Origin of the sequence: Curtobacterium sp. VKM Ac-1393, from assembly GCF_015350995.1 — a bacterium.
Classification (GTDB): Bacteria; Actinomycetota; Actinomycetes; order Actinomycetales; family Microbacteriaceae; genus Curtobacterium.
In genome coordinates this window covers 53,039-68,174 of sequence record NZ_JADKRW010000006.1, presented here as the reverse complement: position 1 = coordinate 68,174, position 15,136 = coordinate 53,039, and the positions used below count along the sequence as shown (strand labels likewise).

Below are 15,136 nucleotides of genomic sequence, written 5' to 3'. Positions count from 1 at the left end.
CCGCGCCCCGCGCGCCCTGCATGCACCCCGAGCGCCCCGCATGCGCCCCAAGCGCGCCCCGAACTCCCCGCGTGCGCCCCGAGGTTCCGAGATCTTGGAACCTCGACGCTCCGAGGGGGGCTCCGTGGAACCTCGGCGGCACACGGCACACGGCACACGGCACCCGGCACCCGGCACCCGGCACCCGGCACGTGGCACAAGACACGCGCCACCGGCCCGGCACCCGGCGCGGCAGCTACACGCGCGGCAGGTGCCGGCGCCACGAGCGGCGCCGCGCGGCGATGACGAGCACCGTCACGAAGAACATCAGGCCGGCACCGTGCAGCAGGTAGCTCTCCGCCGCACTCGTCACCCCGAGCAGCACGAGCACCGCGGCCGGCCACACGTAGGCGACCCCCGGGAACGTCGTCGCCGTCACCCAGGCCCGCGCGAACGCCAGCAGCGCCGCGATCCCGAGGATGACCGTGCCCGCCACCCCGAGCTGCAGCCAGGCGTCCACGAAGGCGTTCAGGCCCGAGGTGAACCGTGCTCCTGAAGGGTCGATGAGGGTCACGTACGGCACGACCGGCTCGGCGGGCCAGGTGCCGACCCACCCCCATCCCTGGATCGGGAACCGCTCGGTCAGGACGCGGATCTGCGACCACAGGTCGATGCGCGTCGCGGTGCCGCCGGCCGCCCCGATCTCGGCGAGCAGCCGGTGCCGGGCGAACACCGCGACCACCAGCGTGAGCAGGACCGCGGAGCCGAGGACGCCGTTGACCACCGGTCTGGTGGCGGGTCGCGCGTGCCGGAGCGACCAGAGCGCCAGGGCGGTGACGGCCAGGGCGATCATCGCGAGGCCCGTGATGGGGGACTGCACGAGCATCAGTGCGATGACGGCGAGGGTGGTGGACCCGATGGCGCGCCACATCGTGACGGAGCGGGTGAGGAACTCGACGACGAAGGTGACCAGGGCCATCGCGGCGATGAAGCCCATGAAGTTGCGCGTGCCGCCGATGCCCTGGATCGGGCCGCCGTACGCGATGTCGCCGCGGATGCCGAACGCCGGCAGGGGGACGTCGAGGACGAGGCCGGACAGCACCTCGAGCCCGAGCGCGACGACGAGCAGGATGCGGAACGCGTCTCCGGAGGCCCGGATCACCTGCACCAGGTCCCGCCCGAGCGCCAGGTAGAGCCCGAGTCCGATGAAGCAGACGGTCTGCACGAGCCCGCGCAGCGCGACCCACGAGTACTCGCTCCACAGCACGCTCAACGCGCAGTAGCCGACGAAGGCCAGCAGCGACAGGGGGAGCACTCCGTGCCACTCGATCCGGTACCGCTGCCCGAGCAGGCTCAGGCCGGCGAGCACGAACAGCGTCACGAGCACCGCCCACGTCCCCGCGCGGCCGACCATGGCCTGCACGGTGGGCTGCCCGAACCCGAACAGCACGATGACCGTCGCGAGCGCCTGGCTGAACCGTCCACCGGCCGAGAAGCCGATCCAGGCGGAGAGGTACCGGCGCCCGAGCACGTGTCTGCTCACCCGGCCGTCCGTCACGCGTCCATCTTGTCGTACGACCGTGTGCGCGGCGGCCAGCATCGCGGAAACGTCGTATCGACGATCCGCCGTGTGGCGTCATCGACGATACGCGATGCTGACCTAATCTCACTCGAATGGACCTCGTGCGGAGGGTCGCCGGCCTCCCACTGGTCGCGGTCGTCATCGGCCTCGCCGCCACCGCGCTCGCCTGGCACCGGCTCGGCCCGGTGCCGCGGAACACCGTCTGGGCCGAGGACGGCGGGGTGTTCCTGCGCGAACGGATCGCCCTCGGCCCGGTGGACACCCTGCTGCACCCGTACGCCGGCTACCTGCACCTGCTGCCCCGCATGGTCGTCGACCTCGGGTACGCGCTGCCCATCGCCCGGTACGCCCAGGTCGTCTCGCTGTCGTCCTGCCTGGTCGTCGGCGCGGTGTGCGCGCTCGTCTTCGTGCTCTCCCGTGACGTCGTCCGACCGTGGCCGTTCCGGCTCGTGCTCGCCGCCGTGCCCGTCGTGCTGCCGCTCGCCCCCTACGAGATCAGCGGGAACGCCGCGAACCTGCACTGGTACCTGCTCGTCCTGGTGCCGTGGGTGTTCGCGCACCGCAGCCGCACCTGGTGGGGCGCCGTGGCGCTCGCCGTGGTGACCGGGCTCGCGGTGCTGACCGAACCGCAGACGATCGTGTTCCTGCCGCTGCTCCTGCTCGCCTGGACGCCGCGCGGCACGCAGCCCGGCACACAGCGCGGAACGCAGCCCGTTCGGTCGACCCGCGGTGTGCGGCTGCTCCCGCTGCCCGTCACGGTCGTGGCGCTCGCCGGTGCCGTCGCCCAGGTCGTGACGACCGCCACCCACCCGCGTGACCTCACCCCCGGTGCGCCCGCGTTCCGCGACGTGCTCGCCGGGTTCCTGCTCCGCCCCGTCGCCGGAGCGTGGGACCCGGACCTCGGCGGGGTCCTCGCCGCGGTGGTGGCGCACGGCTGGGCACGCGTGCTGGTACCGGCGGCCGTGCTGCTGGTCGTCCTGGTCGCCGGCGTCGTCGTGGGGCCGGCCCGGGTGCGCTGGACGGTCCTCGCGTTGACGCTGGGGTCCGGCGGCGTGTGGTGGGCGGCACTGCTGGCGAACGACGGGGTCGGGGTGTCGTGGGCGAGCCCGACCGCGACCATGGCAGCGATCCCGCCGCAGCGCTACGCCGCCGCAGCGGGCCTGCTGCTCGTCAGTGCCGCCGTGGTCGCCGCGGCCGCGCTGGCGGACACGACGAGGTGGTCACGTGTCGCGGAGCGGACGGGAGGCGCGGGTCGCCTCGTCGGCGCGCTGGCCGCCTGGTGCGTGGTCGCCGCCGTCGTCACGTCGGCTGTCCTGCACGTCGCGCCGACGGACACGCGGCGGAGCGGGGGACCGGTGTGGGCGGAGCAGCTGCCCGCCGCCGCCGAGGCGTGTCGCGCGGACCCGACCCTCGAGGTCGTGCGGGTGCGGTCGAACCCCTGGTCCTCGCCGGTGGCCTGCGACTGGCTGTTCCGCTGACGAGACTGCGGAGCGCGGCCGTGCTCAGCGCGTGGTGGCCCAGCGGAACTCGCGCTTCGCGGGCGGGGTCCGCGGGCCGTCGCCGGTCGACGTCGGTTCCTCGCCGGTCAGGACGATCCGGGTCTTGACGGCGATCAGCGCGAAGAGCACCCAGTTGCCCTGGTAGAGCAACCGGGACTCCGCGACCGACTGCACGAGCAGCGCGACGACGATCAGCAGCGGCAGGAGCGACACCGGGTCGAACGTGCGCGGACGCAGTGCGGCGTCGTAGCCGATCCGGGTCGCGCACGCCCACGACCGCGACAGCGTGGTGACGACGTAGAGCAGGAACAGGACGAGCCCGATGATGCCCGTCTGCATCCAGACGTCGAGGTACGCGTCGTGCGCCTGCAGGTACGTGACGCCCTTGCGGTGCGCCAGGTCCGCCAGCGTCGGGATGCCGGGCCACCAGTAGCCGATCCAGCCCCAGCCGACGATCGTGTGCTGGTCGATCAGGCCGAGCACCTTCGCCCAGATCTCGCCGCGGCCGGTGGCGTCCGAGCCCTTGCCGAGCAGTTCGGAGACCGGCCCCCGCAGCAGGAACGCCGCGGCGGCGACCACGACGGCCCCGGCGCCGAGCAGCAGGTACCGCGGACTGCGTCGCTCGGTCGGGACCCGGCGCATCCACACCGCGACCAGGGCGACGACGGCGACGACGAGCGCGGCCGCGATGACCGTCGACGACCGGGTGAGCACGAACCCGAGCGCGGCGACGACCAGCCAACCGGTGGCCCGCTGCCGGCGCATCCGACCCTCGGCGAGCTGCAGCACGACGACGATCGCGACGAGGAGCGCCACCATCGCCAGCAGGTTCGCGTTGCCCGGCAGCCCCTGGATGCGGCCACCGGTGAAGAGCTCGGCGCGTGAGAAGTAGAAGGCGTCAGGGATCTCCGCATCGCCGTAGTCGGTCCAGATCGGGGCGATGGGGTGCCGCACGAACACGGCGACGACGGCCTCGAACACGATCGAGAGCAGCAGCACCCAGCGGAGTGCGAGGCTGAGCGCGTCGAGGATGCGGCGCCAGGTCAGGGTGGAGGCGATCGTGAAGGCCACCGCGGCACAGATCACCTGCACCGTCAGGCTCGAGATCGTCGCGAACCGCCAGTGCGACCAGACCACCGACACGAGACACCACGCCAGGAACGCCCAGAGCGGCCACGGGGAGCGCACCAGGGGCGGCTTCGCCCGGACCAGGATCGTGATGCCCCAGGCCCCGACGAGCGCCCACAGGACACCGGCGCCGACCCAGGTGAGGGTGTTCGGCACGGCGTCCCCGGCGAACAGCACGAAGATCGTCGTCGCTCCGAAGGCGAACGCCTCGCGCTCGGGTACGGTCCCGCGTGCCAGCGGCCAGGAGTTCGTCACGACGTCAGGCTACCGGCGGAGCGGGGCCGCAGGGGCCCGGCGGATCGCGCCGGTAGGCTCTGGCCCATGTTCCTCGGCATCACGAACACCCCCCGCGACTACGCCTGGGGCTCGGTCACCGCGATCCCGGAGCTCCTCGGGCGCACCGTCACCGGCGCCCCGCAGGCCGAGCTCTGGCTCGGCGCGCACCCCGGCAGCCCGAGCGTGGTCGTCAACCCGGCGATGGTCGGCGGCGCCGACACCCTGCGCGACTGGATCGAGGCGGAGCCGCAGGACGCCCTGGGCAGCGACCGCACCGGCCTGCCGTTCCTGCTGAAGGTGCTCGCGGCGGCGGCGCCCCTCTCGCTGCAGGCGCACCCGACGCCGGAGCAGGCCGAAGCCGGCTTCGCGCGCGAGGAGCGCGAGGGGATCGCCATCGACGACCCGGCCCGCAACTACAAGGACCCGTTCCCGAAGCCCGAGCTCGTGGTCGCCCTGAGCGAGCGGTTCGAGGCGCTGAGCGGCTTCCGACCGGTCGAGGACACCCTCGCCGAGGTCCGGGTGCTCGACGCCGGCACGGGGCGGCTCGGCCCGCTCGAGGTGCACCTGCAGCACGGGCTCGAGGACACCGTGCGCTGGCTCGAGACCGCCGACGAGTCCGCGCTGGCGATCGTGCAGGCCGCGAGCGACCTCGCCGTGGCCCTCGACGACGCCCTGCTCACCCCGAACACCGCGACGGTCCGCGACCTGGCGACGAGCTGGCCGGGCGACCCGGGGATCGTGGTCTCCCTGCTCATGCACCGTGTGACGCTCACCGCGGGGCAGGCGATGTACCTGCCCGCCGGCAACATCCACGCCTACCTGGACGGCCTCGGCATCGAGCTGATGGCACCGTCGGACAACGTGCTGCGCGGCGGCCTGACGCCGAAGCACGTCGACGTGCCGGAGCTGCTGCACGTGCTCGACTTCACCGCGTACCCGGCGCCGGTGCTCGAACCCGAGCAGCTCGCCCCCGGCGTCGACCGGTTCGCCCCGGCCGGCGTCGGCTTCGCGTTGCTGCGGGTGACCGGCGACGGACGACCGGTCGGGCTGAGCACCGGCGGGATCGCTCCGCTCTCCGGTCCGTCGATCGCGATCTGCACCGAGGGCGTCGTCACGCTCGTCGGTGCGACGTCGGCGACGCTGCTGCGGAAGGGCGAGTCGTGCTTCATCACCGCCGACGAGGGCGACGTCACCGTCGAGGCCGACTCGTCGGACGGCGTCACGTCGACGGTCTTCATCGCCACCGGCCGGTAGCACGGGCGGCACGGGCGGCACGGGCGGCACGGGCGGCACGGCCGGGCAGCACGGACCGGCGCGGAGCCGCACGCGCTGGCGCGGACCCGCACACCGCCACCGGGGCGTCTCGATCGTCCGCTAGCGTGGCGAGCATGAGTTGGCTGGTCACCGGCGCTGCCGGGTACATCGGGTCCCACGTCGTCCGAGCACTGCGCTCGGCCGGCATCGACACGGTCGCGTTCGACGACCTCTCGAGCGGCTTCCGCGCGTTCGTGCCGGACGACGTGCCGTTCGTCGAGGGCACGATCCTGGACGGCGACCTCGTCGCGCGGACCCTGCGCGAGCACGAGGTCACCGGCGTGGTGCACGTCGCGGGCTTCAAGTACGCCGGCGTCTCGGTCGAGCGCCCCCTGCACACCTACGAGCAGAACGTGACCGGTATGGCGACGCTGCTCCGTGCGATGGCCGAGAACGGCGTCACGAAGGCAGTCTTCTCGTCGAGCGCCGCGGTCTACGGCACCCCGGACGTCGACGTCGTGGTGGAGTCCACCCCGAAGGCGCCCGAGTCCCCGTACGGCGAGTCGAAGCTCATCGGCGAGTGGCTCCTGCGCGACATGGAGGTCGCCGCGGGCTTCACGACGACCTCGCTCCGGTACTTCAACGTCGTCGGGTCCGGCGAGCCCGACCTGTACGACGCCAGCCCGCACAACCTGTTCCCGCTCGTGTTCGACGCGCTGCTGGCCGGTCGGACGCCGCGCATCAACGGCGCCGACTACGCCACCGAGGACGGCACCTGCGTCCGTGACTACATCCACGTCGCCGACCTCGCGCACTCGCACGCCGTCGCGGCGCAGAAGCTCGAGGCGGGGGAGCCGCTCGAGTCGGCCTACAACCTCGGCAGCGGCGACGGTGTGAGCGTCCGACAGATCATGGACGCCATGGCGAAGGGCACCGGGATCGCGTTCGACCCCGAGCTCGCTCCGCGCCGCCCCGGTGACCCGGCCCGCATCGTCGCCACCGGCGAGGCGGCGACCCGCGACCTCGACTGGGCGATGCGCCACACCCTCGACGAGATGGTCACCAGCGCCTGGGAGGCCCGCCGCAGCGCCTCGTAGTGGCTGAGGACGTGTCAGTTGTCCCCCGGAACCCCGACAGAACGAGCGCGACACGCCCAAACGGGGGACATGACACGCCGAAGCGGTCAGTGCCTTCTATGATCCGCGACTTGACTCAGGCGAATGACACCGCTGTAATTACAGGCAACGACTTCAATCGTTGTGGTCCCGTTATCGAGACGTCAGGGGTGATCAGGGTGAACGGTTCAGACTTCCACGCCGGAGTTCCGGAGGACTGGCACGTCGACCCCGTGGCGCTCGGCGTCCCGGGAGTTCGTCGGCACGAGACGGACGACGAGGAGAACCCGCTCGCGTGGCAGGTCGACTCGCTGTGCGCACAGACCGACCCGGAGGCGTTCTTCCCCGAGAAGGGCGGCTCCACGCGCGAAGCGAAGAAGATCTGCACGACGTGCGAGGTCCGGGCGCAGTGCCTGGAGTACGCGCTCGAGAACGACGAGCGTTTCGGCATCTGGGGCGGGCTGTCCGAGCGCGAGCGTCGCAAGTTGCGAAAAAGGGCGTAGCCGCCCCGTCCGGGAGGCGCGTGGAGCGCCCGTCCCGCACCGCGCGTTCCTGAATCCTCGTCGCAGGCTCCTCGGCGCGACCTCGCACGGCGCTGGCGCGCCGTGACCGCTCGGCCGCGCAGGTTCACGGCGCGCCGCCGTCCGCAGCCGGCACCGCGCCTCCAGACCGTAGAGTGACGCCCGTCATGCAGCCCAGAGTCACCGCGATCCTCGTCGCCGCCAACGGAGCGGCCCACCTCGACCGGACCCTGGACGCACTCGCGGCCCAGACCCGCCACCCCGAGAACCTGGTGGTCGTCGACGTCGGCTCGACCGACGGTTCGACCGCGGACCTGTCCTTCGGTGGGTCCGCCGAACTCCTGCGGCTGCCGGCCGGACGCCCCTTCGGCGAAGCCGTGGCCCGCGGGGAACGCGAAGCGCCGCCCGCCGTCGTCGACGAGCCCGTCGACGAGTGGCTGTGGCTGCTCGGCCACGACAACGCCCCGGCGCCGACCGCGCTCGCCGACCTGCTGTCCGCCGTCGAGATCGCGCCGTCGGTCGTCGTCGCCGGACCGAAGCTCGTCGCCGACGACGACCCTTCGCTCATCCGCGCGTTCGGCGAGAGCATGACCCGCTTCGGCCGGTCCCTCGGGCTGGTGCAGGACGAGCTCGACCAGGGCCAGCACGACCGCCACACCGACGTGCTGGGCGTCGCCGCCGGCGGCATGCTCGTGCGTCGGTCGGTGTGGAACGAACTCGCAGGCTTCGACCCGGCGCTGCCGGACGTCGACGCGGCGCTCGACTTCTGCGTCCGGGTCCGGCTCGCCGGGCACCGCGTCGCCGTGGTCCCCGAGGCCAAGGTGACCACCGCCGGTCCGATCGAGGAGTTCGGGCGCAAGCGTCTCTCCGAGGCCCGTCGCGTCCGGATGCACCGCCAGGCGCAGCTGCACCGTCGGATGACCTACGCGCCCGGCGGACTGCTGTGGCTGCACTGGCTCACCCTCGTGCCGTTCGCACTCGGCCGCTCGATCGGTCACCTCGTCGCCAAGCACCCCGCCGCCGTCGTCCCCGAGCTCGCCGCGGCGTTCGCGGTGGCGTTCGGCGGGGGCACCGGGCGTGCACGGAAGAACCTCGCCCGGTCGAAGAAACTCGGCTGGGCGGCCGTCGAACCGTTGCGCGTCAGCTGGCGGCGGGTGCACGAGCACCGGACCACGTCGCGCGACGTGGAGCTGGCCCGGGTCGAGGACGCACCGATCGCCCGAGCGTCGTTCTTGGGCGACGGCGGCATCTGGGTCGTGCTCGCCGCCGCGGTGCTCAGCATCGTCACGCTGTACCCGCTGCTCGGGTCGCCCGCGCTGACCGGCGGTGGACTGCTGCCGCTCAGCACGAGCGTCGGCCAGCTCTGGCAGAACGTCGGCTACGGCTGGCACTCGCTCGGCACCGGGTTCACGGGCCCGTCCGACCCGTTCGCCGCGGTCCTGGCCCTCCTCGGATCCATCGTCTTCTGGTCGCCGTCGACGTCCGTCGTGCTCGTGATGCTGCTCGCCTTCCCGGTGTCGGCCCTCGGCGCCTGGTTCGCGGTCCGCAAGGTGACCACCCGCAAGTGGGTGCCGGTCATCGGCGCAGCGCTCTACGCCATCGCCCCGGCGCTCGTCGGCGCGGTCACGACCGGACACCTCGGCGCCGTCATCGCGCACCTGGTGCTGCCGTGGTTGTTCGTCGCCGTGCTCGAGGCGCACCGCTCGTGGGCCTGGGCGTCCGGCGCCTCGCTGCTGTTCGCGGTCGTCGCCGCCTCGGCGCCCTCGCTGCTGCCGGTGCTGCTGATCGGCTGGCTCGTCGCACTCGTCATCGGGTGGCGCCGTGCGCACCGTCGGGCCTTCATCCCGGTGCCGACCGCCGTGCTCTTCCTGCCGCTCGTGCTCGCCCAGCTCGCGCGCGGCAACGTCCTCGCGGTCTTCGCCGACCCCGGAGTGCCGTCGGCGACCCGCGCGCCGTCCGCGCTGCAGCTGGCGATCGGGCAGCCGTTGCCGGACTGGAGCGGGTGGCTGCCCGCCACGTCCGGCCTCGCCGCCGTCGGCACCTGGCTGCCGATCGTGATGGCCGTGCTCGCCGTCCCCGTGGCCCTCGCCGCGCTCGGAGCGATGCTCGGGCACCGCTGGGCCGTCGCGGGTGCAGCGCTCGTCGTCGCCCTGCTCGGGTTCGGCACCGCGTTCGCCGCCACCCACGTCACCGTCACCGGCGTCGGCTCGACCACCACCATCGTCTGGCCCGGCAGCGGGCTGTCGGTGTACTGGCTCGCGCTCGTCGTGGCCGCCTGCATCGGCATCGACGTGCTGCCGAAGGCCGCCCCGGTCACCGGCCTGGTCGCGACCGTGCTCGCCGGCGTCGCGGTGGCACCCGCCTTCGCGGCGTTCTACCTCGGCACCGCCGTGATCCAGCCGACCACCGGCCGCGTCCTGAGCGCCTACGTGAACGCCGAGGCGCAGGCAAACCCCGACGTCGGCACGCTCGTCGTGGTGCCGCAGGACGACGGGTCGCTGTCGGTCGCACTCGAACGCGGCCAGGGCGCCACCCTCGACGACCAGTCCACGCTCGACGCCACCGCCCTGCGGTTGAGCGAGTCCGGGTCGCGCCTGACGACCCTCGCCGGCAACCTGGCGAGCCGCAGCGGGTACGACCCCCGGCCGGCACTGCAGGAGCTCGGCATCAGCTTCGTGCTGCTCGACGACGCCGGCGACGACCCCGAGGCGCAGACCGTGCACGACCGCGCCGCCGGGGCGATCGGCCAGAACGCCCTGTTCACGAGCATCGGTGAGACCACCAACGGGCAGCTGTTCCACTACGACGGCGACGTCGACCGGACCAGCACCGGGTCCGCCGCAGCCCGTGCGACCCACGTGCTCTACCTGGTCGTGCTCGGCGTCGTGTTCGGCGCGGCCGCCCTGCTCGCCGTGCCGACGGCCCCGCGCCGACGCCGTGCCACCTCGAACGTCATCGAGGCCGAGGAACCCGCGACCACCTTCGACGAGGAGCGCGACGAATGAGCGCCACCACCGGATCCGTCCGCCGCTGGGTCGTCCGCGGCACGGCCACCGCGATCGCCGTGGTGGTCGCCGCCGGTGCCGTCACGGCAGCGCACGCCTACGGCACCGCGGCCGAACCGGGACGCCCGGCCGGCCGGACCGTCACCCCGGTCCCCGCCGACGCCCAGCGCGTCTGCGCAGGCAGCGCCCTCCGGCTGTCCGACGACGCCGGCAACGACGCCACCACCGCCAGCACCGTCGGATCCGCCACCGTCGCCACGGCGACGACCGGGTCGACCGTCGAGCGGTCGTCGCTCGACCCGTCGACCACCGGCGGCAGCGACCCGCGCCTGCTCACCGCCCCGGCCGGGGACACCACGCCGCAGGTCGCGGGCAGCAGCTACCAGAGCGTCTCCAGCGGCGACCTCGTCGGTGCCGGCGCGGCGTCGTGCGACGACCCCTCGCAGTCGACGTGGCTCGTCGGCGGCTCGACCGAGACCGGTCGCACCAGCCTGGTCACGCTGTCGAACCCGACCGACGTGAACGCCACGGTCGACCTGGCGATCTACGACGGCACCGGCACCGTCAGCGCCCCGGGCACGACCGGCATCGTCGTCGCCCCGAACACCCAGAAGGTCGTCCCGCTGTCCGGCTTCGTCTCGGACCAGGGCTCGACCGTCGTGCACGTGTCGTCCTCGGGCGGGCAGATCGTCGCCCACATGCAGGAGACCGTCGTCCGGACGCTGACGCCCGGCGGCTACGACATCGTCTCCGGCGGCGCCGCTCCGTCACGCTCGCAGGTCATCCCCGGCGTCGTGCTCGCCGGTGCGCAGGAGGCCCAGCGCGGCGACGACACCGCTGACGCCGCCCCGGTCGTCCGGCTCTTCGTACCGGGCACGCAGTCGGCCCGCGTCACCCTCGGCATCTCCACCGCGGACGGCGGCGGCACGACCGTCAACGCCACCGCGGAACCCGGGGTCGTGACCGACGTCGCGCTCGACGACTTCCCGGACGGCCGCTACTCGTTCACCGTCACGTCGACGCAGCCCGTCGTCGCCGGCGCCCGGACCACCACCCCGACGGCGGGCGGTGGCAGCGACCTCGGCTGGTTCGCGTCGGCCGAGCCCCTCGGCGACCGGGTCGTCACCGCGGTGGCACCGGGGGAGGGCGTCCGTCTGAACCTCGTCAACCCCACCCGCGAGGACCGGTCGGTCACGATCCGCTCCGGCGACGAGAAGCGCACGATCGAGCTGCTGTCCGGTGCGACGGCGACCATCCAGGTGCAGACCGCGAAGCAGTTGTCGCTCTCGGGTACCGAGGGCGTCGTGGCGGGCGTGACCTACCGCGGGGACGACGGCATCGCCGGGTTTCCGGTCCGACCGTCGACGCAGGTGTCGACGCCGGTGCGCGTCTACCCCTGACGCACGCGGCGGTGCCGCGTCGTCACCAGTGCCGGTAGCGGTCCGGCGCCAGGTCCCACGGGTCCTTGCCGATGAGTTCGCCGACGGCGCGGAACACGGCCGTCTCGATGATGATGCGGCGGTCCGCGTCGTCCTTCTCCGGGCTCCGGTTCACCCGCTCGACGGGGATCCGGAACACCGTGACCCGTCGGGTGTCGCGGTCGATGCGCCACCGTGGCATCGCGTCCGGCAGGGTCACGTCGCTCGGCATGTCCGCCACCTGGAACACCACGCCTGCCAGTTCCTCCGGCCACAGACCGACCAGGTAGTGCGCGCTGTCGCCGACGATGCGGTCGAACGCCTCGGCACGGGTGGTGATCGGTGCGAGTTCGGGACCGGTCACGCTCGACCGCCCGCCGCGTCCGTGCCGGGACCGGCCTCGACCGCGGTCGATCGGGGTGACGAGGCGAGGATTGCGACGCATCCCCACATCGTACGCGCGCACCGGGTGCTGCCGGGCGCTGCCGGGTGCTCCGCTAGGCTCACCGACGACATGGACGTGAGGATCTGCAGCAAGGTCGCGTGCGCCGCGAGCGCTTCGGCGACCCTGACGTACGACTACGGCGACTCCATGGTCGTGGTCGGACCGCTCTCCACGCGGGTCGAACCGCACGGGTACGACCTGTGCGCCCGGCACGCCGCCGGCCTGCGCGTGCCGCGCGGCTGGCAGGTGGTGCGGCGCGAGCCGCTGCAGCGCGAGACCGACTGACGGCTGGCGTCCGCAACGCACCAGCGGCGGTGGCCGGGGAGGCCCGTGGGGCGTGACCGACGTCGGCTGGGGACCCGCGCCTCCCGGCATGGAAGACTGGCGGACATGCCCACCGCAGCCCAGACCGCAGCCCCGTACCGCGTCGCCGACCTCTCCCTCGCCGAGGCGGGCCGCCACCAGATCCGCCTCGCCGAGAACGAGATGCCGGGTCTGATGTCCCTGCGCGAGGAGTTCGGCGCGTCGCAGCCGCTCGCGGGTGCGCGCATCGCCGGGTCGCTGCACATGACGGTGCAGACGGCCGTCCTCATCGAGACCCTCGTCGCGCTCGGCGCACAGGTCCGCTGGGCGAGCTGCAACATCTTCTCCACGCAGGACGAAGCCGCCGCGGCGATCGCGGTCGGACCGACCGGCACCCCGGACGCCCCCGCCGGCGTCCCCGTGTTCGCGTGGAAGGGCGAGACGCTCGAGGAGTACTGGTGGTGCACCAGCCGCATCTTCGACTGGACCGCCGAGGCCGCAGCGGTCGGCGCCGACTGGGCCGGCCCGAACCTGATCCTCGACGACGGCGGTGACGCCACCATGCTCGTGCACACCGGTGCCGATGCCGAGGCCGCCGGTGCCGCCCCGGTCGCCGACGCCGACGCGAGCACCGAGTGGAAGATCGTGCTCGACACCGTCGCCGCGTCGCTCGAGACCTCGTCGGACCGCTGGACCCGCATCGCCGCGGACGTCCAGGGCGTGACCGAGGAGACCACCACGGGCGTCCACCGCCTGTACGGACTGTCGCGGAACGGGCAGCTGAGGTTCCCGGCGATCAACGTGAACGACTCCGTCACGAAGTCGAAGTTCGACAACAAGTACGGCATCCGGCACTCGCTGCCCGACGGCCTGAACCGCGCGACCGACGTCCTGATGGGCGGCAAGGTCGCGTTCGTCGTCGGGTACGGCGACGTCGGCAAGGGTGCGGCCGAGGCGCTCCGGGGGCAGGGTGCCCGCGTCATCGTCAGCGAGGTCGACCCGATCTGCGCCCTGCAGGCCGCCATGGACGGCTACCAGGTGGCGCGCCTGGCCGACGTCATCGAGACCGTCGACATGGTCATCACCTGCACGGGCAACCTCGGCGTCGTGGGCGTCGACGAGATGCTCGGGCTGAAGCACCTGGCCATCGTCGCCAACGTCGGACACTTCGACAACGAGATCGACATGGCCGGGCTCGAGTCGCTGCCCGGCGCCGTGAAGGTCGAGATCAAGCCGCAGGTGCACGAGTGGCGGCTGCCGACCGGCCGTGCGATCCTGGTGCTGTCCGAGGGCCGTCTGATGAACCTCGGCAACGCCACCGGGCACCCGTCGTTCGTGATGAGCAACTCGTTCACGAACCAGGTCCTGGCGCAGATCGAGCTGCACACCCGTCGCGACGAGTACCCGACCGGGGTCTACGTGCTGCCGAAGCACCTGGACGAGAAGGTCGCGCGCCTGCACCTCGGCGCCCTCGGGGTGGAGCTGACCGAGCTCCGTCCGGAGCAGGCGGCGTACATCGGCGTGCCGGTCGAGGGCCCCTTCAAGCCGGAGCACTACCGCTACTGAGCCGGGCGGCGGGCGGGCGGGCGGCGGGCCGTCGTGCGGAACCAGGTTCCGGACACAGCACCGCGCAATCCCGCGGTGCTGTGTCCGTTCCGCGGTGTAGCGCTACTCGCGCGGCCCGGCCCGGCCCGGCGCGGCGCCGCGCGGCGCGGCCCCGCCCCGCGGCGCCCGCCCTCAGCGCGGGAAGCCCGGCGGCCGCGCCGACGCCGATGCCCCCGCCGCGGTGAGCAGCTCGACGCGGGAGCGCATCGCCCGCACGTCCCGCCCGCGTCGCAGCACGACGACCCCGGCCAGGAACACCTCGGCGGGGACCGGCGGCACCGGGTGCGCGAACGGCGCGACGTCCGCGGCCAGTGCGCGGGCAGCGGACTCCCGGAGCTCGGGGCGCATCACGGCGGCACCACGGAAGAACGCGCCGAGCCGGTTCTCGAGCCGTTGCGGCAGCGCCGAGACGTCCGCGACCGCGGCCCACGTCGTCAGCTCCGGCGGCAGCAGCACCTCGGGATCGCGGTGCTTCGGCAGCCGCTCGTGCTGCACCACCGTGCCGGCGAGCAGGTCGCCGAGGCGCCGCGGACGGCTGCCGAACAGCGCCACGAGCAGCGCCACGGACCCGAACGTCATCCAGAGCTCGAACAGCCCGGCGAGCGCGCGGGTGAACGCGTGCCGGAACCCGATCGCTCCGCCGTCGACCCGGACGACCCGGGTACCGGTGGCGTACCGGCCGACACTGCGGCCCCGCGTGACCGTCTCGACCGCGGCCGGAACGAGGACCAGCACCGCGACGAACAGCGCGATGCCCAGGGCGGCGCCCCACGCCTCGTCGACCCCGCGCGGCCACAGCCGGGACACCCCGAACAGCAGCAGCAGGTACAGGGCGATCAGGCACACGCCGTCGAGGAGCGCCGCCGCCAGTCGCAGCACGAGGCCGGCCGGCTGCACGTCGAGTGCGACCGCCTCGCCGACCACGAGCTCGTCGCTGGTCTCGTCGAGGGCGAGCGAGAAGCGGGCGTCGGCGAGGTCGCGCGGCGTGCGGGGCTTCGGCATGGGA

At 73.2% G+C, this 15,136-nt stretch carries 12 protein-coding genes; 8 read left to right on the top strand and 4 right to left on the bottom strand.

The features are described 5' to 3' along the window. Positions 1-235: 235 nt before the first annotated feature. Positions 236-1,522: an O-antigen ligase family protein gene (locus ITJ59_RS13940; protein ID WP_194651916.1), complete on the bottom strand. Its 1,287-nt coding sequence runs from the start codon at positions 1,520-1,522 to the stop codon at positions 236-238. A 131-nt stretch (positions 1,523-1,653) separates the two neighbouring features. On the opposite strand from ITJ59_RS13940, the gene ITJ59_RS13935 reads away from it, so the two are divergent. Next, positions 1,654-3,039 carry a hypothetical protein gene (locus ITJ59_RS13935; protein ID WP_194651915.1) on the top strand — a complete coding sequence of 462 codons (1,386 nt, stop codon included), beginning with the start codon at positions 1,654-1,656 and terminating at the stop codon, positions 3,037-3,039. 24 nt (positions 3,040-3,063) lie between these two features. Here the strand turns inward: ITJ59_RS13935 and ITJ59_RS19670 are convergent, their stop codons facing one another. Then, a complete protein-coding gene (locus ITJ59_RS19670; protein ID WP_194651914.1) occupies positions 3,064-4,443 on the bottom strand; it encodes an O-antigen ligase family protein in 1,380 nt (459 codons plus the stop codon). A gap of 66 nt (positions 4,444-4,509) precedes the next feature. On the opposite strand from ITJ59_RS19670, the gene manA reads away from it, so the two are divergent. From manA to ITJ59_RS13905, 5 genes are all read left to right on the top strand, one after another. Further along, on the top strand, positions 4,510-5,718 hold the full coding sequence (gene manA / locus ITJ59_RS13925; protein ID WP_194651913.1) for a mannose-6-phosphate isomerase, class I: 1,209 nt from the start codon (positions 4,510-4,512) through the stop codon (positions 5,716-5,718). 134 nt (positions 5,719-5,852) lie between these two features. After that, positions 5,853-6,815, top strand: coding sequence for a UDP-glucose 4-epimerase GalE (gene galE / locus ITJ59_RS13920; protein ID WP_194651912.1), 963 nt, complete (start codon positions 5,853-5,855; stop codon positions 6,813-6,815). Positions 6,816-7,003: 188 nt separating this feature from the next. Further along, the gene (locus ITJ59_RS19665) at positions 7,004-7,336 is read left to right on the top strand and encodes a WhiB family transcriptional regulator (RefSeq protein ID WP_416354874.1); all 333 of its coding nucleotides are present in this window, start codon (positions 7,004-7,006) and stop codon (positions 7,334-7,336) included. A gap of 185 nt (positions 7,337-7,521) precedes the next feature. Continuing rightward, a complete protein-coding gene (locus ITJ59_RS13910) occupies positions 7,522-10,359 on the top strand; it encodes a glycosyltransferase (RefSeq protein ID WP_194651910.1) in 2,838 nt (945 codons plus the stop codon). Next, on the top strand, positions 10,356-11,759 hold the full coding sequence (locus ITJ59_RS13905; protein ID WP_194651909.1) for a DUF5719 family protein: 1,404 nt from the start codon (positions 10,356-10,358) through the stop codon (positions 11,757-11,759). The genes ITJ59_RS13910 and ITJ59_RS13905 overlap by 4 nt, the downstream gene beginning before the upstream one ends. Positions 11,760-11,781: 22 nt before the next feature. Here the strand turns inward: ITJ59_RS13905 and ITJ59_RS13900 are convergent, their stop codons facing one another. Next, entirely contained in the window at positions 11,782-12,222 is a 441-nt protein-coding gene (locus tag ITJ59_RS13900) for a metallopeptidase family protein (RefSeq protein ID WP_194651908.1), read from the bottom strand. Between the two features lie 69 nt (positions 12,223-12,291). Here ITJ59_RS13900 and ITJ59_RS13895 point away from each other — a divergent pair, with 69 nt between their 5' ends. Together ITJ59_RS13895 and ahcY are read left to right on the top strand one after the other, a co-directional pair. Continuing rightward, positions 12,292-12,507: a DUF3499 family protein gene (locus tag ITJ59_RS13895; protein ID WP_111085977.1), complete on the top strand. Its 216-nt coding sequence runs from the start codon at positions 12,292-12,294 to the stop codon at positions 12,505-12,507. 105 nt (positions 12,508-12,612) lie between these two features. Next, a complete protein-coding gene (gene ahcY, locus ITJ59_RS13890) occupies positions 12,613-14,091 on the top strand; it encodes an adenosylhomocysteinase (protein WP_194651907.1) in 1,479 nt (492 codons plus the stop codon). A 171-nt stretch (positions 14,092-14,262) separates the two neighbouring features. Here the strand turns inward: ahcY and ITJ59_RS13885 are convergent, their stop codons facing one another. Further along, positions 14,263-15,132 (bottom strand): RDD family protein, encoded by an 870-nt coding sequence (locus ITJ59_RS13885; protein ID WP_194651906.1) that lies wholly within the window; start codon positions 15,130-15,132, stop codon positions 14,263-14,265. Positions 15,133-15,136 lie beyond the last annotated feature (4 nt).